Origin of the sequence: Moorena producens PAL-8-15-08-1, assembly GCF_001767235.1 — a bacterium.
GTDB classification, from domain to species: Bacteria; Cyanobacteriota; Cyanobacteriia; order Cyanobacteriales; family Coleofasciculaceae; genus Moorena; species Moorena producens_A.
Genome location: NZ_CP017599.1, coordinates 8,329,468 through 8,347,358, shown reverse-complemented (window position 1 = coordinate 8,347,358; position 17,891 = coordinate 8,329,468). Strand labels below are relative to the sequence as shown.

Genomic DNA, 17,891 nt, shown 5'->3' with positions numbered 1-17,891 from the left:
GGCATTCAATGACAACAAATAATAGTCTTATTCTAGTATTATTATTGCTGCTATTATTCTCGAGATGCTTTCCTGCTTGAACCAAATTTGAGCACCTGTTCCAAGCGTGATATGGAACTAGCCGCTGATTCTCGGATATAGGGGTCGGCTTCCTGATTTTCAGCGGCAGCAGATAGCACTTCCATCGCTCTCTCATCCCCCAAGGAACCTAGAGCCTGTAGGACAGTAACTTGAAGGGCAATATCGTCGATTTCCAAAGCAGCTACTAGGATTTCAAAAGCAGGTGGACCTATGGTTCCCAATGCACCCACTGTCGATATTTTGACAACAGGATCTGGGTCTTCAAGAGCTGTTTGTAGACCTTGCAACCCGACAGTTGGGAAGGTTTCTTCTGAGTAGTTAAGAGCGATCGCAGCCAGGGCTTTAGCACAGCTAGCCCGTACGGTGTTATTTTCACTGGTTGTTAAGGTTTCTGCCAATACCGGTACAGCATCAAGACCAATCACACCTAGAGTTTGTACTGCTGCTCGCCGATAAACCACATCCTCATTATCCAAAATTGCCATCAACTCAGGAATAGTATTCTCGGTGCGCTCTGCTGCAATTTGCCGCATGGCTCTTTGTCGGAGTTTAGGATTTTTATTTTTTAATTGTTGATATAACTCTTCTGTAGACATTAGTAAATATCAGAAAAAAAAATATTACTAGACATCTTTGATCCAGGAGTCAGCAGCTTCAATAACAACAACTAAGGGGTTCTTAGGAAAGTGCTGAACCTGCTTCAGGCACAGCACTTTCCTAAGATACCCCTTTAGTCTAAAGTACTAGAGGCAGCTAGTCACTACAAACAGTGGATAGCATTGAACTTCCCCAACCTAAGAGGATGGGGATTCCCAGGCACAACCAAATAGATTGTTATCTCCATGGGCGTAACTTTCCCCCGCACCGGGGGTAGCTGATTAAGGTCAATTCCCAGTTTTTTAAGACCTTTCTCTTTTATCTTAACACTATTTGAAAGGTAAAATTAATCCCCAAACTATTTGTCAAGGGGTATTCTTTTCCCTCTCAAACTCTCCCTTTTGATAATCCTATGACATGGAGTTGATTACATAATCAAGATAAATCCGGTATTCAACCAAGGCTTGGGCAGACATATCACGAGGAGCGCAGCCACGATCCCGGAGGAAGGTCAAACCAGTAACATAGGTAGCGGCATCGATACCTAAAGCTTTGTAGACTTCACGAGCGCCAGCAATACCCCACTCATCCAGAGGACCAGTACCACCGACTACTAGGCAATAGTTGATCAAACGCAGGTAGTGAACGATGTCACGCTTGCACTTTTCTTTCTGAGTACCTGCATCGATGTCCCGACCACTACCGTTAGGGAATTTTTGATAAATAGCATCAACAGCTTCTTGAGCTACAGCATCGTAGTTACCTGCTAACTTATCAGCAGCTTCCATACGAGCAGCAGAACGTTGTAAGCTGCCTTGAACTGATTCTAGGTCAGAAGCGCTAGGAAACCGACCTGCTAGGTCAGCGGAAGCGACAACAGTGGTTAACACTGATTTCATAATATATGATATCTCCTGTCTTAAATTGATTTCGGCAAAAAGTCAGTTTAATTTAAATTCTCCTGAGCCGGGAGACTAGCTAATAGCACTGCCGACTGCATCGAAGTAGCTACCAACTTCTGCAGCCAAAGAAGCACAATCACCACTAGTAACAGACTCTGTGCGTTGAGATGCAGTGTTGTTAACAAAAGCCACAGCAGCAGCCTTCATGATGGCAACAGCCCGGGTAGTATTACCAGTGGGGACGCCCAAAGCAGCGTAGGTTTCCTTAAGGCCATTCAAACAGCGGTCAGTCAGTACAGAACTATCTCCGCTCAGAAGGGCATAGCACACATAACGCAAGATGATTTCGCCATCACGTAGACAAGCAGCCATCTTGCGGTTGGTGTAAACACCGCCACCAGGAGCAGTTAAACCAGGGCTTTCGCAAACGATACCAGCAACCGCATCAGTAACGATACAGCTAGCATTGCTGGAGATAAAATTCACAGCATCAAGGCGCTTGTTCCCCTCAGCAATAAATCCCTTCAGAGCGTTTAAATCATCACCGCCAACAAATCCACCTTTGGCATCGGCAGCAACTACGGCTTTTGAAAAAGCGTCTAGCATTAAAATCTCCTTATCAATAACAAGGACTTAATTAAAATTATTATTGGTCTTGTCGTCATGAATTGACTAACCAATTGAGACGATAAAAGCTGTTTGACACTCTAGTCCCATTTATGAGAAACAAAGCAACAAAACATTACAAAAATTTCCGTCTATCGGTCTAATTGTATATTTTTGTATCAATAAGCCTTTAACTGTTTGGTTCAGTGCTAAACAGTATCGTCAAGATCAGGGTCAATACCTGCTGCTCGTAGCTGCTCAGCCAGCCGAGCCGCTCTTGCTAAAGCAGCTTGAGTTCTTTGGCGCTCCTCCTCCACTATAGACTCTGCTTGTTCAGCACGTTGTCGCTCTTGTTCAGCACGTTGTCGCTCTTGTTCAGCTCTTTCCCTTTCTAGTACAGCTCGTTCATCACCAATCAACAACAGATTTCCTTGTTCATCCCACCACCTTAGCCATAGTTGAGTTTGATTCTGATAACTTCCTTGCCATAAGCCTAGTTCTACACCCAACGGTGAAATATAATAATGCCCTCGTTCATTAGGGGTTAATTTCTGATAAAACCCACTGACCAAGGTGTAGACTTCAAGAGAGCCGTTGTTTATTTGATAAATACCATAGTAGGGAATTCGGATAATTTGCTCATATACCCAAAACTTCCCTGGCTTAGTTACTTCTCCTTGAGTCGAGAGGGATAACGGGGTTTTGTCCCGTTCTTCCTCGCCATTGCCACTGGCGAATTCTAATGCAATTAATGGTGCTATATGTTCCCGCCACACCACATAGGAGCGACGAATTTTACCGTCTAGCTGAGGAGGCACATTTGGCACATAAAACCAATCAGGTGCTTCGGCTCCTTTCTCAGGTGGGTCAGTTTCTCGCCAGTAGATACCACAGTCTTGGCCAATGGCATATTGTCCATCAGGATGTCGTTGTTGTAATATCTCTCCAATCGAATCCGTTAGAATTATGCTTTGGGGATGCTCTTGAAAGTTCTTCACGAATGTACCATCTGACTCCGGTAGCTGGGTGTGGTCAGGGAAAGGGGGAGGTAATTTGACTCGAGGTACTGTCTCAGTCATGATCTGGCCTAGACTATGGCGGTGATAATTCTCTATATTATCCTGGCTGCAAAGCGTGTGATAGGCGATCCCAATTAGCAATTACCAGAGCATGGGATTAGTCCTTAGTACACTAAAGACGCTTTTTCAAGGTTACTAATGACTAATCCTAATGGCTAATGACTAGTAACTGCTTTAGTAACTGCTTTCTCCCGAATCAACCAATCTGAATCATGAGCTGCCAGATCTTGAGCACTACTGGTATCCCCTAACTGCTCTAATGCCATTAAACTGGCATATTTCAAGTCAAAAATCTTGGTATTGAGGTTGTCTTGGAGTAAGGGAATTGCCCGTTCATCCCCTAAATTCCCCAAGGCAATAGCAGCAGCAGCACGGGATTTCTGAAACTGCGGTGCTTTATTGTGTAGGGCTTCCACTATCAAATCGTAGGCATCGGTGTATTTCAGCCAACCTAAGAGTTTGACAACATGGTAGTGAGCACCATAATCGTTATGGCCTTTGTCACCATAGGTAGCAAGTAGGGCGTCAGCAACAGTTTCTGGTGATAACTTGAGCAGAGTTTTACTGGCTAGATAACACCGCCCAAAATCTGTGTGGTAGAGCTCGTTAATCAAGAAGTCTAAAGTGGGCATTTGGTCATATTCATGAACCAGCTCTAGGTGATCAGGATGATCACGAATCACTTGATCGAGTGATGGTTCGATATCCTCAAAGGTGATATCACCGGCTGGCAACCCAGCCTCTGCCAAGAGGCGAATTCCTCGTATTCGGAAGACCATGGAAATGGGACAGGTCGCAATTTTAGGAATTCCTTGGTAGTATCGAGCATCAATCAAGTCTTGAATACAGGCTCGTCGGGCATTGACACTAGAGTGTTCTAGGAATGCCATCACTTTGTGCATTTCGCTGGTATCCCCTGTGAACCGACAAACCGTTGCGATCGCAGCACTGGCTATCGGTTCATTATCAGATTTAGTAAATGTCTTAATCCTGTCGAGGGCTGGTTTATAGTCTAGTGCGGCCAGAGTTTGGATAATCACTCGATAAGTCTGACCTGGCTTCTCCAGTAGCTGGGCTATTTCTTCGAGAATTTCCGGATCTTGAGTGCCAATTTCCCCAATTGCCCAGACAGCATTTTCCACGGTGTAACAATCCTCATCCGTTAGACATGAGCGAATGATGGGTAGGGCTACAGAGGCTTTCAGACGACCTAAACTTTCTACTGCCTTGCGTCGAGCGATACGATGGTACAGTTCTGAGTTTTGGTCTTGCACCGTTTCGATCAGGGCATTGATTGACCGCTCGCTGGGAAAGTTAATTAAATGGGATGCAGCCAGATAGCGATCAGATTGGTCTTCCAGCTGGTCTAAGGGGGTCTTTAAAAGTGCGATCGCTTGATCTTCGGTCAAATTAAATATATTTGCAAAACGTTTATCCATCAGTGATTTTAGTAGTTATTTAGGAATTAACAATAGGTTTTACTAAGTAGTTTAGTTGCTTGTAAGCCATCAGCTATCAGCGAAACAGCGATTAGCGCGAAGCGCACGCGTGCGCGTTCAGCTTTGGGCTTGTGGCCACGCTACTGATCGCGCACCGTGCGCGTACCGCAATCGGTACTTTTAAATAAAACAAGCTGACGGCTGAGAGCACCTCAAGTAGCTTGCGCGTAGCGCATATGCTTACAGTAGGTTTTGCCTAGGCTGTTCACTTTGTGCGATGGCCATAGCTTAAACTTCATGCACAAATTGTCTGATAGTATGAGACAGTGTTCTCTTGCTAGATATCCATTCTGGGCGTTATCGCCGTACGCGTTCGCGTAGCGTGAGCAAAGCTCAATCCCGGTGTGAACGATCTCCCCCAAAAAGGCCCATAATCAACAGCCTACCCCACACCCACACCCCACCCCCACACCCCACACCCTAGGTTTTGCCCCCCAACCCCCCAAAACAATCAGGGGACTCTTTGACGGACTCAACCAATCTAGGCAAAGCAACGTACTAAGAGTCCCCAGGTGCTGATCGAAATGTTAGTCAATCAGCGACGGATTTTCACCGTGATCTGCTTAGGACAAGGAGTTGATTACATAGTCAAGGTAACCTTTGTACTCAACCAAAGCTTGAGCAGACATGTCACGAGGAGCACAACCGCGATCGCGAGTGAACTCAAGAGCTGCTACATAGGGAGCGGTAGGTAGGTTCAAAGAACGGTAAACTTCACGCTGACCAGCAATACCCCACTCATCTAGAGGACCAGTACCGCCAACAACTAAGCAGTAGTTGATTAAGCGTAGGTAGTGACCAAGATCGCGGTAGCACTTGTCAATCTTTACTTGAGAATCCCCAGCTTCACCAGATTCCTTTAGGTAAGGATACTTCTTAAAGCAAGCATCACCAGCTTCTTTGGTTACTTTATCAATGCCAGCTGCTAGCTTTTCAGCAGCTTCCATACGAGCAGCAGCCCGTTGTAGGCTACCTTGAACGGACTCAAGGTCAGAGCTGCTAGGGAAACGGCCTGCAGCATCGGCAGCAGTAACAACTGTGCTTATAACTGATTTCATTTTTTTATATCTCCTGAATGGGTTTTGACAAAGGTTAGACTTAGCTTTTGACTTCCCCAGCTCACTTTAGCAGGAGCTTGGTTATCTTAGGCAAAAGAGAAAGACTAGCTGATAGCAGCAACTACTGCATCGAAGTAACCACCAGCTTCAGCCGCTAAGGAGGAGCAATCGCCGGAAACAGTTTCAAACTTGCGATCGCTAGCAGTGTTGTTAATGAAAGCAATTGCAGCAGCTTTCATGATTCCAACAGCACGAGCTGTGGAGGTGGTGGGTACACCCAGAGCGCTGTAGGTTTCCTTGAGACCATTCAGGCAGCGGTCGCTTAGTACAGAAGCATCACCAGCTAATAGAGCATAGGTCACGTAGCGGAGGATGATTTCACCATCACGCAAGCAAGCAGCCATGCGGCGGTTGGGGTAGCAGTTACCACCAGCTTGAATCAAACCAGTGTTTTCGCAGATCATTCCAGAAACAGCGTCGGAAACGATGCAGCTGGCTTCGCTAGCGATGCTGTTTACAGCATCAAGGCGCTTATTACCATCAGCAATAAAAGTTTTTAGAGCACCTAGGTCTTCAGCACCTAGACATGCGGTTTTGCTATCTGCTGTAACTACAGCTCTGGAAAAAGCGTCAAGCATTGATATCTCCTTAAATTAAAGGTACTTAACTAGTTTGCTATCTTGCTGGTTATTTATCTTTGACCAGCTCACTATGAACATTAGAGGATAATCGGAACCGCAGTCTCATTTATTAACAACAAAGTAATAATTTGTAATATTCGTTACAAGGTCACTAGTGGATGACATTGGAGTCGGTTAACCGACTCGGCATCTATATACAAAACTTAATAATTGGATGTACCTAGCTATGATATTTTACTATCCATTAATAAATTCCATGGTTATGACAGAAGGGGAGCAAGGGAGCAAGGGAGCACGGGAGCAGGGGAGCAGGGGCACAGAGGTTGGGTCTAGATATCGTGAGTTTGCGCAATTATCTGGATTTGATATCACAACTGTTAGTAGATATAGACGTCACTAGATATAGACGTCACTCCCGCGCCACCCACAACTTTGTACTTCAACCAATTGCTAAGCATTAAGCTATCAGCCATTGGCCTTAGCCAATAGCTGATAGCTTAGTTATAAACTAGTTTATATAATGTAGGGATAATTACCTTTAATCAAAATCTCTCCCATCTCCCCATCTCCCCATCTCCCCATCTCCCCAAACTTCCCACCCTCCCTCTAAATTATAGGTATTCAACCTGACTTGATATTTAGTGGGAGTATGTCACGAACGTTCATCAAATCTGGTGCGGAAGCTACCGTATTTTATCCAGTATTGTTTTAGATCATGATGAGGTGTATGTAAACTCGCTTTAGCTTGATACAAAATAACTTGGCGATGGGAGCCAATCCAAATTTTTTTAATGGGTTTAACGGATATTACACTTCCTCCGAGACTCTCGACACATTCCGAGAATCGTTCAACCGTTGTATATTCTACCGTCTCAAAGATAAAAAAGTGACCGGAGCAAATCAAATGTCTGCTCCTAATCCAGCACTGCATCTTTTTTTGAGCTATTGGCGGTAGCATTAGCTGTACACAAATCATCCTCAACTCTAATGATAATTAATATTTTATGATAGTGGTTTGATAACAAAGGGAGTAGGGAGTAGGAACAAAAATCATCACAATTACTACACGGAATCCTATAGGTTGTAGGTTTTAGACATACCTAATAATCACTTTCGGCAAAAAATGGTTATTTTGAGTAGTCTAATCTAGACTATTTTACCTACCCTACTTAACTTAGTATTTGTTAGTATTTGTTTGTTGGTTTTTGTGTTATACGCCAATTGCTTATTGCTGATCACTAGGCAATATACATCCGCCCTACAAATCAGGTAATTCGTCAGCAAAACTTTGCCGTTTTTCAAATCGTAAATGACCAGCTGCTGATCCCCATACGTGCTCATGAGTATTAACATCCATACCCTGATCTAGGCTTATCCAAGTCGTTTCAGTCAATTCCACATCACTGACCAGATAGGTTTTACGCCCATTACGTTGGATGAAACACTGGCAACCGGGTTCTACACTGCCGCGAAACATGTCACCCTCTCGCCAAAAAATCATCGAACAGTTGTAGCGACGTTCTATAACATCAGGGGTGATGGTTTTGAGAATATCTGGCTCTCGCGCTGCCCCGGCATAAAGAACTGGATCGTTAAGGCTGTAATTTTCTATATAACTATGATCACCTTTATCAATCAGGCGATGGACTCCCTGACGGTAGGGACTCCACAGATCATAGTCATAGACTTGCTCAGAGTAGAAACCAATACCCGAAAAGAAATCAAAGGGTAAGGGGCGAAAGAAAACATGAATGTGAGCGTAAAGCTGAGGATTATCAATCGCTTGTTTTTGGTTACTAAAATCTCCAGCCATCCAACTAGCTAGAGTTAGTAAGTTAGTAGTATTTTTATCGGTATTAGTAGATAACATTCCTGTATTAATCTAATGAAAACCTATGGTTAAAAAAGATTTAAAAAAAACTAAATTATGACCTTAACTTTTCAAGCTGATAACTTTCACCCGGATTGGGATAGGTCACGGATTTCTGAAGAAAACGAGGCTGTAGTCACCCCTTGACCAGAACTGGTTTTAATCAGGGAAACTCGAAAACGTAAATTCGGTGTGGCAAACCAAATCCGTTCTTCAGCAGCTGCTCGGTCATACTCCGTTAACAAAGTGAAGGTACCATCTTCACTAATGTGATAGTTGCCCACTGCTGCAATTGTCTCAGCATAGCCTTGCTCTCTGAGGAGTTTTCCCCGATCGGGGTTGTCAAGATCGGGGATAGGGACTAGAACGCAACTTCCAGACTGGATGTCGTCTTCATCCCAATCTGATTCACCTTCCCAACTCATGCGAAAGGGATGCAAGGCAGTTGTGGGATCAATATCGTATAGTTTGCAAATATCAATCACACCTGAGTCATCAGCCTCAAGGGCAACGATATCAATAGTTGAGCGTATTTCCTCAAAGTGACTAAACGCTAAGTGATGACCGCTGCGTTGCGATCGCCAACGTCCAATAGAACGTTCTATAAATTCAGTAAGCTCCATCTGCTATGTGTAGTTTAATTTAAAAAAGTTAACAATTTTGTTTGCGTATAGCAGCTGAATGATCAGCGGGGGTGGTGTTTTAGCTGACGCAAACCTAGTAAATTAGAGCCTTTACCCGGATTTACACCTTCAGTTATACACCGTGGCTCCAATCCTTCAACATTAGTAATTGTAAACTTTTGTGACAGTTATGTGTGGAGACCAGAACTAGTATCAATGGAAACATAACAGTCAACTATTTACAGTTAACCCTCAAAAGGAGTTATAGCAGTTCTCATAGTAATGAGGTACACAGGATTTGTTTCCTATTCCCGTTTTCCCATTCCAGACTCCCTCGGTGCGCTTGACTCCCATTAACCCAGAACGAAAGTCCTTCAAGCAATTGAGAAATGCTACGCTAATTATCAAGCTTTTTGTTCCACCCCAAAGCCCACTAGCACCACCTTGTCTAGGGGTTCGCTTTCTGGAGGACGCTGGTAATTGATAATTTTGCGGATTCTTAAGTTGGGATTGATCAGGGTAATGGAATCAACAGATACCACACGGGTATAGTAGGTGGTCATCAAAAGTTCTAGTTTATTGGTATCGAAGCTAAAATGAGCGACTTTAGGTTTAGCTTCTTCGTAGGCGCGATCGCGTAAATAATCTCCCTCTATAATCATTGATTCTTCGACCTGAGGGACAAAAAGCATATTCAGTTGTTGGGACACCCGTTCACCTTTTTCAGAAACTGTCTCGAAACCAAGATGATAACCACACAGGTCATTGATATTAGGTAAGTCAGGTTGCTGATTATCGATCAACACCTTAGTTTTGAGGGCAGAAGACAGGGGTTCAATGGTGAATTCTGTAAGGGAGCGCTCTACCTCCTGGTGAGTCAGATTATGATAGGTACGTTGTGCCACCCAGGTTCCTACACAGCAATCAAAGAAGTATTTAAATTTGGATATGGACATGGTTTTGTTAATTTAAATTTTTACTTTTAACTTTTCAAGTTTAACTTGAATTTAAAATCATTACTATTTCGTTTAAATTTTAAATTTAATAGTTATTTTGCTAATTTATTGGTTTAGCTAAATTTTTTCAATTGATTAATTAAATGGTCGAAATAGGGGGCTATTGTGTCTGGTTCAGATAATCGCTTTAAACTAGCTGCCTTTATCTCTTCTAATCCTGATACCATTGCGGGGATTGGGACTTGCATTTCTTTGTACAACAAGTTCATATAGTGCAGTCCTTCAGCACTAGTAAACTCGGTGCTACTGCCAGCAATTCCATAGGTAATACAGCGGAGGAAATGCCAAAAATCTCGCCAACAGGCTTCTGCTCGTGGGGGGGGATAAAGACTACCTCCTGGTTTAGTAATATCAGGGTATTGAGCCAATAAGGTTTCCCGGGCTTCGGAAACAATATCAGAAGCGTTATCCCGCAAAAATTTGGCTGTATTGATTAAGGGTTCCGTATCTGGTGAACAGGCTTTAATCTGGTGCAAGTCATCATCGGTAAGATAGCGACGGTGATCATCAGCTGCCTGGAAATACTGGATAATCTCTGGGGGATAGGAGTCTTGCCAGTTGGCAAAGCTGACAATTCTGGCTTTGGTAATTAGCTCTTTGATATAGTCGCTTAATTGAGCAGTCATGGTTGATTGTTGTTGAAGGTTTAAGGTTTAAGGTTTAAGGTTTAAGGTTGAAAGGCCAAGGTTGACCTTAGCATGTCATCAACGCAACGGTTAACAAAAACAAAAACTATAAATTGAAAAATTGAACTAGCCCTAGCTTCCGATAGCAGCTAGGGCTAGTTCACTTCACAGCAGTATACTCAATTTTGACACTCCCCGGTCATTAGACGCGGGGATTCTGCTGACAGGGTAGAATTGGGTAGCTGCCACAATCTAACCCTCGCTACGGTCGTCAAACACCGTCTACTCAGTCGGTCTAGGTTAAGACCTAGCTTTCTGGCTACTTTGCGCATAATGTTTGCGCTACCGTTAAGATCTGCATTCACGAGAGACCTATTACTGGTACGATAAAGTCCACGCCTAACTCGTTTTCCTGATGCTTTCCACCCACATGGTTTTTCTCCAAACTTGGGCAGGGAGTCTCCATCAAGGAAACTGGCCTTGCTCGTGTAAGCTTCTTCAGTTATTTCTAATTTGATGTTGTGCAGTACGCACAACTGAGATAGTCTATCTTTTAATTTACCAAGGGGTATCTGAACGAATTCCTGATTATTCAGACGTCCCATATTGGCATTCTTCTTGAAACCTTCATTCCATCCCAGAACAATGGTCTTTATACCATTCTTAATGCAATGTTTTATTATTATTTGAGCCGCCTTATTTATTCCATCTCTGATACGGTGATTACGTTTACGAGTCACCCGATCAAGCCAACTATCCCAATACTTCTGAGGTTTACCCTCTTTTCTGGTTGATACCTGCTTGTTCCAATACTGGTTGAAAGCTTTCATTGATCTAGAGTCAATCAAGAAAGAGTTGCCTAAGGTGTCAACGCAAGCTGCCAAATTATCAGAAGTACCGAGGTCTATACTTAACGCCTCATTTTCTTTACTGGGTGACGGCTCCTGATCTGGTTTTTCATAGGAGACTTCTAAATAGAATGCTCCATTCTTTGGCAGAATAGTCCACTCCTTGATTTTTCTCCCTTTCAGGTTACTAGGAAAAGAGAGAGAGAAGTTTTTGATTCCAAACCAGTGCCTAACTGTTAACCCTAGGGATAACTGAATTTGATTATCTATTACTTTCGGTTTCTGCCCGCCAGAGTTTGGGTAAGCAACTTTAAATAGCTTAGAACCTTTTAAATATTTTGGGGGGCTGGGCTTATCCTTTAGTTTGCCCTTAAACCATAAATCTCTTAGTTGCTTGTAAGATTTGAAGGCTTCTGTGACACTCAATAATGTCTGTTGAGCGGGAGTAGAAGGTAAGGATTTAGCTATTATTGTTTTGCCTAGGCTTTCTTCATAGATAAGGTCAAACTTGCCAGTCAATATTTTCCCTGTCTTAAAAAAGGTTTGGCGAGCAAAATATACCCCCATGTTATAGAGCTTACCTGACTGTTCACAAAGGTAAGCTAGTATTGCTTGAGTTTCTTGGTCGGGATCCAGTAATATCTGCTGCACTCCTATCCTTTTCTTTGTTTTAGCCATTATCGACCTCTCTTGGCTTGTCGTTGTCTCTATTATAGACTAAGTAGGTGGGCATAAATAAACGTTAAAACTCAAAATCATAAAATGAAGCTGGAATTCTGTATTCATAGGGTTTTCATGATTTTGAATTTCAATCGCTATTTTACACTTAATTACGCCCACCTACTTACATGGGAAACAACAGTCAAACCGGTCAGAAGTTACCCCAGCGAGCAATCCCTCGCTGGGGCAGCCTTTATGGTTGATCGATCTTACGTAAAGGGTTAAAACTTTCTGATTAAGGCTGCCTTGTTTTAAGGTTTCGTCTCCGGAAGGAAAATAAATTGAGAAAAAATTATTTTGAGTATAGACACTATAACCACGCGGTAGGGTTATGCGTAGTACATTTGGTATGGATACCGAAGAGGCGCAAAAAGGTCTTAGTAGGGAAGATCAGGGATAGGATTTACGAGATATTTGCGGAGGTAGCTCTAGAAAAAGACTGGAATATTAAAGCACTTGAAGTCGCACCAGACCATATCCATCTGTTTGTAGAGATTCACCCTACAGATGCTATATACCAGGTGGTTAGAGCTTTCAAAGGTAGAAGTGCCAATTATCTAAGAAAGGAGTTCCCTGACCTCAAGAAACTCCCATCCCTCTGGACAAATAGCTACTTTTTTAAGGGCAGCGGGAAAAGTCAGCACTGAAACTATCCAGAGATATATTACCGACCCTCACCATGGTTGAACCCTAAGTGGCTAAAGCCACTGTGGAGCATTCCTCCCCGGTCATTAGACGCGGGGTTTCCTGCTACCTAGATTTTTATGATAATCTTTGATTAAAGGTATTAAGAAATGTAAAAAAAGCTGGCTCTGTAGTGCTATGGACATCCGCCAAATCGAAATCTCTCTCAAAAGTCCAAATGCCCAGGATCGCCTCAGGGCACTTACTGCTTTGAGAGAGTATGGTTCAGATGTAGCTGTTCCCCTACTAACAAGTAAACTCAAGGACCCAGAGTTTTTAGTGCGCTCCTTTGTAGCAATGGGACTGGGGAATAAACGGAGTGACGAGTCCTATGCTGCGTTGTTAAATTTGATGCAATTTGATACAGATCCCAATGTAAGGGCAGAAGCTTCCAATTCCTTGTCTAAGTATGGAGAGGTGTCAATATCTCATCTGGTCACGACCTTTCAACAGGATGATCACTGGCTGGTGCGCCGTAGCATTCTTGCTGCTTTGGTGGAAATGTCTTGTCCAGAAGAACTCTATAGTATTTGTATTTGCGGCTTAGCAGGGGAAGACCCAACTGTCCGAGAAGCAGGAATTGATGCCTTAGGTTTACTGGCTGGTACTATTAAGGAAACTGAGGCATTGCAGCAAATTATGGCTCTGAAAGATGCACAATGGTGGCGTATTCGGATGCATGTTGCCCGTGCCCTAAAACGATTTGATTCCCCCGATGCTAAAGCGGCATTGGGAGAACTGATGAAGGATCAAGAGCATCGGGTGGTAGCTGCTGCTTTAGATAGTTCCCTCTAGAGCATCGGTTTGGTGATCAAATTTAGGGAGTCGGGAGTCGGGAGTCGGGAGTCGGGAGTCGGGAGTCGGGAGTAGCAAAGCAGCGCCTACCTGTGGGGGTTCCTCCCATGAGCGACTGCATCAAGACATTATAATGCTGAAAAATCCTATATAAAAATCACAGATAAAAATTTCATACCAAGTTGCGCTCAAACGTACAACATTCTCTTCCCCCAATCTCCCCATCTCCCCATCTCCCCATCTCCCTATCCAACCAATCTACTATCTTTGAATGCAACTCGGTATCACAAGGAGTGGGGCTCGTGATGAGTTCTTAAAATTGGTTGTATGCCATGCTTAATTAACAACCGTATTATATGGATTGGATAATACAGGAAAGCCAGCACTCTAGGCAGGGAGAGTAAGTCCCAATCCGCTTCGTTCGGCATCAAGATAACAAACAAACTGTTTTTTAGCCAATGGAGACAGTACATCACTCTGTCATGCAGACGCTCTCTCATGGTGAAGTAGAAGCGATGATTGTAGGACAAGAAAAAAGCCCAAAACCCTTTTGCTTCTGCAAGCTTAGGGCCGACTTCAAGGTCACGGAAAAGCTGTGATCGTACTTGGATAGCGAGGGATTGGCATAGGGGTTGGGCTTGCAATTTATTTAAGACTATCTGTGGCAACGTGACTCCCAGCAAATCCCTGACTAGGCAAAGGTCAAGCAAGAGCATGCGTTCACAACCAAGCTTTTGAGCCTCTGCCAGTACTCTGCGCCAATCTAACTGGGGATGAGTACGGAGTAGTTCAGCAACATCGCATAACTGAGCCAGACGTACACTCCAGTGACAACAGTCTTTGCCCAATTGCACACAGAGAATTAACAGCATCTGTTCTGGCGAGATAGTAGAGACTGTCTTACCAGCAAGAGATAGAGGCTGAAGATGCGATCGCAAATAGTCAAAATCTAATGGCAAACAGAATAAATCGGGTACAATCCCCTCGTGAAGGTCAATACAGACTCGACTTTTTTGATCTACAAAGTGATACTCCCAGCCTAGGTCTTTTTGCAATTCATACCCTTGAGACAGGAGTAATTCTTTCACTCTGGGGATGTCGTGCTTATCAACCAGGATGTCTAAGTCACCAAACTGCCGCAGCCCCACATTGCCGTAAACTGAAACAGCAAGGGTAGCCCCTTTGAAGGGGATAGCAGAAATGCCGTGTGTCTCTAGAAGAGTCAGGAGCTTGAGTAGTTTCTCAGTTAGAAATGTGTTGTGTACGACTAAGTGCTGGAAATAATTTCGGAGTTGTTTGAGGATGTTCTGGGGAACCAGGTCTGGGCAGGTATTTTTGAGACTATGGTACAGGAGTGGTAAGACTTTCTGACGGCGAGCTGTTTTGAGCAGATAAGTCCAGTCGATGTCTTGCTCAAGCAGTAAACGTTTGATAGACTTAGCAGTCGCTTCGTCGATGCTGGTTCGGACACAGTAGAGGAGTAACTGGAGTTCTGGTTTAGTCTGGAATTCTCGATTAGTTATCGATACTGATGCTATAGTAGTTAATGGGGTTAGAGTCATCATCCAAAGTTAATCTAAAAACTCGCGCTGTAGAAACCGCCATTATGGATGTGGCGGATATAATGGCATGTAAGACTTTAATTTTCCATTTAAAATGGGAAAATCAGCGAATTACGGCTCAACGGTAATTAATTAAAATAATCTATTCAGTAATTGATTACTATTTACTTACTACTTACAGAAAAAACTGGGATTTTCAGTACATTTGACTAGTGAGTTTGCAAAGTTTTGATGAAGTACCTTGCCATATAACACAATAAAGATTAGTTTTTAAGTAATCCCTATTGACTGGCAGCGCTTTCCTTGCTGATGCTTTGACAGAATGGCAAGGAAAGCTTCCCCTTAGGTAGATTTGCGGATGGGGATTGGGGGGCTGAGTCAGGCAAATCTTAGGTTAGGCAAAGGTTAGATCAGACAAATGTTAACGATTATTTCTTTGTCTGGGAGAAATGAGACAGGAAGTATCGCGATACTCTATGCTCAGTAAGGGTTTTACTATGTATACGAGCAATATAAATGTATCAGCCTTTCCTGGACTATCTGGAAAAAGAGCTATTTAAGCGGTTTGATTTAAGCAGTCAACCAATTCCCCCAGGCTTAGAACGCCAGGTAAGCGATCGCGCTAAACATCGGGCAATTATTCAAAGCTGGTGTTACCAATGCCCAGAATTGCGGAAAATTCGCTATACCTACATGGATGTTGGACCAGTCTCCCAAGTGTTTAACAGTGTGATGTATCCTAGTCACTGTTACGATCTTCCTTTGCTAGGGATTGACTTCTTAGCCTTTGGCAAAAAGAAGATCCTGGTGGTTCTAGACTTTCAGCCATTGTTTAGGGATGAAGCGTATCAGGAAAAATACATTGAACCGATGCGAGTAATTCGCGATCGCTATCAGGACTTGGCACAAAACTTAGAAATGAAGTTTTACGATGCCAACCAATACTTCTCTAAGTATCTACTATTTGCCAAAATCGATTCCCTAGAGACAGTGAAAACAGAAGTCTTTGAGGCTTACAAAGACTACTTGGCATTATATTGGCAAATGGTGGAGCAAGCTGAGCCTCTAACTGAGCCAGAAGATATTCAACGCATTGTTAAGGCACAGAAAGACTACGACCAGTATAGTGCCGACAGAGACCCAGCTCATGGTCTGTTCAGCAGCTACTTTGGTTCCGAGTGGGCAGAGCGGTTCTTATATGAGTTCTTATTTGAAGATGCCATGCCTTTAGCCGTTAGTCCAAGCCAAAAATGACTCTCTATCAGCCGTTTCTAGACTACGCGATCGCATATCTAAAAGAGCGCCTTGACCTACAGCCTTATCCCATTCCCCCTGGGTTTGAACGAAAATTCGCAACAGTGGGGAAAGGGAAAAAGCAGCAAGATGTCCTCACCACTAGTTATGCCTTTGCTGCACCCAAAATCAGACAAATTCGAGCTGCTCATGTCCAGGGGGGAGCAGCATTACAGGTACTCAATTTTGTGATCTTTCCCCACCTCAACTATGACCTGCCCTTCTTCGGGGCTGACTTAGTCACCTTACCTGGTGGGCATCTGATTGCCTTAGATATGCAGCCCTTGTTCCGGGATGATCCAGCCTATCAAGCTCGTTACACCGAACCTATCCTACCGATTTTCAAAGCCCATCAACAGCATTTGCCTTGGGGAGGAGACTTTCCTGAGGAAGCAACACCGTTCTTTTCCCCAGCTTTCCTGTGGACACGCCCTAAGGAAACCGAAGTAGTGGAAAATCGGGTGTTTGCTGCCTTCAAGGACTATCTGACAGCTTACTTGGATTTTGTGGATCAGGCAGAACTAATTACTGATTCCCAGCATCTCAAAGCCATCAAGGAAGCTCAACTGCGTTATCTGGGTTATCGTGCTGAAAAAGATCCAGCTCGTGGTATGTTTCAGAGATTTTATGGCAGTGAATGGACCGAGGAGTACATCCACGGTTTCTTGTTTGATCTAGAGCGGAAGCTGGCAAAGGCTGAAGCTTAGGATGTTAAAAATTAACCTCAGTTCGATGTAAGAAAGTGGTTAGTTTTTTCAGGAGTCAGGAGTCAGTATCTTCGAGTCATAAGTCAGGACAAAAGTACAGAATTGATGACTACAAAATGGATGGGAATAATACAGAATTTTATTGTTGATAAAACGTAAGCTATCAGCTATCAGCTATTAGCTAAAGGCTTGTGGCTGACGGCTGACGGCTGACGGCTGACGGCTGACAGCTTATCATAAAACTCTGATGAATTGCCAATTAACTGGCAATTAATATATCTTGACTCCATTTATTATGACTCGATGCTCCTGACTCGATACTCCTAAATTGTAGAGCCTTTAATCAAACGTGCAAGATCTTAGGCTTGCCCCTAGCCGTGATCGCCAAACCGTAACAGTAGCCAGAAACAAATTTTTTTGATATATCTCAAATCCCTGTCTTAATGCAGCCGCTCCCCAATCGCGCTTTGCATCAAGACAAGGTCGTTTAAATAGGCGACAGCTTACGTAATACTTAATCTTAATAGGTCGCTAAAATTAAAAATTATGTCTTTTAATTAAGAACCTTTAAAAAAGTTAGGCTTGTATGAACCTAATCCCCTAATCTTGTGATTAGAACTGAGTAAGCTATCAGCTATCAGCTATCAGCTTTTAGCTATGAGTTGATGCCCATAGCGCACGCTA

The 17,891-nt window shown here is 43.4% G+C and carries 17 protein-coding genes and 1 pseudogene; 4 read left to right on the top strand and 14 right to left on the bottom strand.

The window, feature by feature from the left end; all coding sequences use genetic code 11:
* Nucleotides 1-53: 53 nt before the first annotated feature.
* From BJP34_RS30555 to BJP34_RS30500, 13 genes are all read right to left on the bottom strand, one after another.
* On the bottom strand, nucleotides 54-677 hold the full coding sequence (locus BJP34_RS30555) for a HEAT repeat domain-containing protein (RefSeq protein WP_070395593.1): 624 nt from the start codon (nucleotides 675-677) through the stop codon (nucleotides 54-56).
* Nucleotides 678-1,088: 411 nt separating this feature from the next.
* The gene (locus BJP34_RS30550) at nucleotides 1,089-1,577 is read right to left on the bottom strand and encodes a bleomycin hydrolase (protein ID WP_070395592.1); all 489 of its coding nucleotides are present in this window, start codon (nucleotides 1,575-1,577) and stop codon (nucleotides 1,089-1,091) included.
* 75 nt (nucleotides 1,578-1,652) lie between these two features.
* Nucleotides 1,653-2,186, bottom strand: a complete 534-nt coding sequence (locus tag BJP34_RS30545) for a phycocyanin subunit beta (RefSeq protein WP_070395591.1) — start codon at nucleotides 2,184-2,186, stop codon at nucleotides 1,653-1,655.
* 209 nt (nucleotides 2,187-2,395) lie between these two features.
* The gene (locus BJP34_RS30540) at nucleotides 2,396-3,265 is read right to left on the bottom strand and encodes a Uma2 family endonuclease (protein WP_070395590.1); all 870 of its coding nucleotides are present in this window, start codon (nucleotides 3,263-3,265) and stop codon (nucleotides 2,396-2,398) included.
* Nucleotides 3,266-3,420: 155 nt separating this feature from the next.
* Entirely contained in the window at nucleotides 3,421-4,704 is a 1,284-nt protein-coding gene (locus BJP34_RS30535; protein ID WP_070395589.1) for a HEAT repeat domain-containing protein, read from the bottom strand.
* A gap of 623 nt (nucleotides 4,705-5,327) precedes the next feature.
* Entirely contained in the window at nucleotides 5,328-5,822 is a 495-nt protein-coding gene (gene cpeA / locus BJP34_RS30530) for a class 1 C-phycoerythrin subunit alpha (protein ID WP_070395588.1), read from the bottom strand.
* 104 nt (nucleotides 5,823-5,926) lie between these two features.
* A complete protein-coding gene (locus tag BJP34_RS30525; RefSeq protein ID WP_070395587.1) occupies nucleotides 5,927-6,460 on the bottom strand; it encodes a bleomycin hydrolase in 534 nt (177 codons plus the stop codon).
* 655 nt (nucleotides 6,461-7,115) lie between these two features.
* Nucleotides 7,116-7,439, bottom strand: a complete 324-nt coding sequence (locus tag BJP34_RS37800; protein WP_083305426.1) for a CpeR family transcriptional regulator — start codon at nucleotides 7,437-7,439, stop codon at nucleotides 7,116-7,118.
* 282 nt (nucleotides 7,440-7,721) lie between these two features.
* Nucleotides 7,722-8,333 carry a chromophore lyase CpcT/CpeT gene (locus BJP34_RS30520; protein ID WP_070395586.1) on the bottom strand — a complete coding sequence of 204 codons (612 nt, stop codon included), beginning with the start codon at nucleotides 8,331-8,333 and terminating at the stop codon, nucleotides 7,722-7,724.
* An 86-nt stretch (nucleotides 8,334-8,419) separates the two neighbouring features.
* Nucleotides 8,420-8,956: a phycobiliprotein lyase gene (locus tag BJP34_RS30515; protein ID WP_070395585.1), complete on the bottom strand. Its 537-nt coding sequence runs from the start codon at nucleotides 8,954-8,956 to the stop codon at nucleotides 8,420-8,422.
* Nucleotides 8,957-9,360: 404 nt separating this feature from the next.
* Nucleotides 9,361-9,912, bottom strand: a complete 552-nt coding sequence (locus tag BJP34_RS30510; protein ID WP_070395584.1) for a phycobiliprotein lyase — start codon at nucleotides 9,910-9,912, stop codon at nucleotides 9,361-9,363.
* 113 nt (nucleotides 9,913-10,025) lie between these two features.
* The gene (locus BJP34_RS30505; RefSeq protein WP_070395583.1) at nucleotides 10,026-10,598 is read right to left on the bottom strand and encodes a phycobilisome protein; all 573 of its coding nucleotides are present in this window, start codon (nucleotides 10,596-10,598) and stop codon (nucleotides 10,026-10,028) included.
* Nucleotides 10,599-10,777: 179 nt separating this feature from the next.
* Nucleotides 10,778-12,124 (bottom strand): RNA-guided endonuclease InsQ/TnpB family protein, encoded by a 1,347-nt coding sequence (locus BJP34_RS30500; RefSeq protein ID WP_070395582.1) that lies wholly within the window; start codon nucleotides 12,122-12,124, stop codon nucleotides 10,778-10,780.
* Between the two features lie 323 nt (nucleotides 12,125-12,447).
* On the opposite strand from BJP34_RS30500, the pseudogene tnpA reads away from it, so the two are divergent.
* Nucleotides 12,448-12,853: pseudogene (tnpA, locus tag BJP34_RS30495) on the top strand (IS200/IS605 family transposase).
* A gap of 135 nt (nucleotides 12,854-12,988) precedes the next feature.
* Nucleotides 12,989-13,645, top strand: coding sequence for a HEAT repeat domain-containing protein (locus tag BJP34_RS30490; protein ID WP_070395581.1), 657 nt, complete (start codon nucleotides 12,989-12,991; stop codon nucleotides 13,643-13,645).
* Nucleotides 13,646-13,929: 284 nt separating this feature from the next.
* On the opposite strand, the gene BJP34_RS30485 is transcribed toward BJP34_RS30490, so the two are convergent.
* Nucleotides 13,930-15,210, bottom strand: a complete 1,281-nt coding sequence (locus tag BJP34_RS30485) for a nucleotidyltransferase family protein (RefSeq protein WP_083305425.1) — start codon at nucleotides 15,208-15,210, stop codon at nucleotides 13,930-13,932.
* A gap of 513 nt (nucleotides 15,211-15,723) precedes the next feature.
* Between BJP34_RS30485 and BJP34_RS30480 the strand changes: the two genes are divergently transcribed.
* Together BJP34_RS30480 and BJP34_RS30475 are read left to right on the top strand one after the other, a co-directional pair.
* Nucleotides 15,724-16,461: a 15,16-dihydrobiliverdin:ferredoxin oxidoreductase gene (locus BJP34_RS30480; protein WP_070395579.1), complete on the top strand. Its 738-nt coding sequence runs from the start codon at nucleotides 15,724-15,726 to the stop codon at nucleotides 16,459-16,461.
* On the top strand, nucleotides 16,458-17,207 hold the full coding sequence (locus tag BJP34_RS30475) for a phycoerythrobilin:ferredoxin oxidoreductase (protein ID WP_070395578.1): 750 nt from the start codon (nucleotides 16,458-16,460) through the stop codon (nucleotides 17,205-17,207). Before BJP34_RS30480 ends, BJP34_RS30475 begins: the two co-directional genes overlap by 4 nt.
* Nucleotides 17,208-17,891 lie beyond the last annotated feature (684 nt).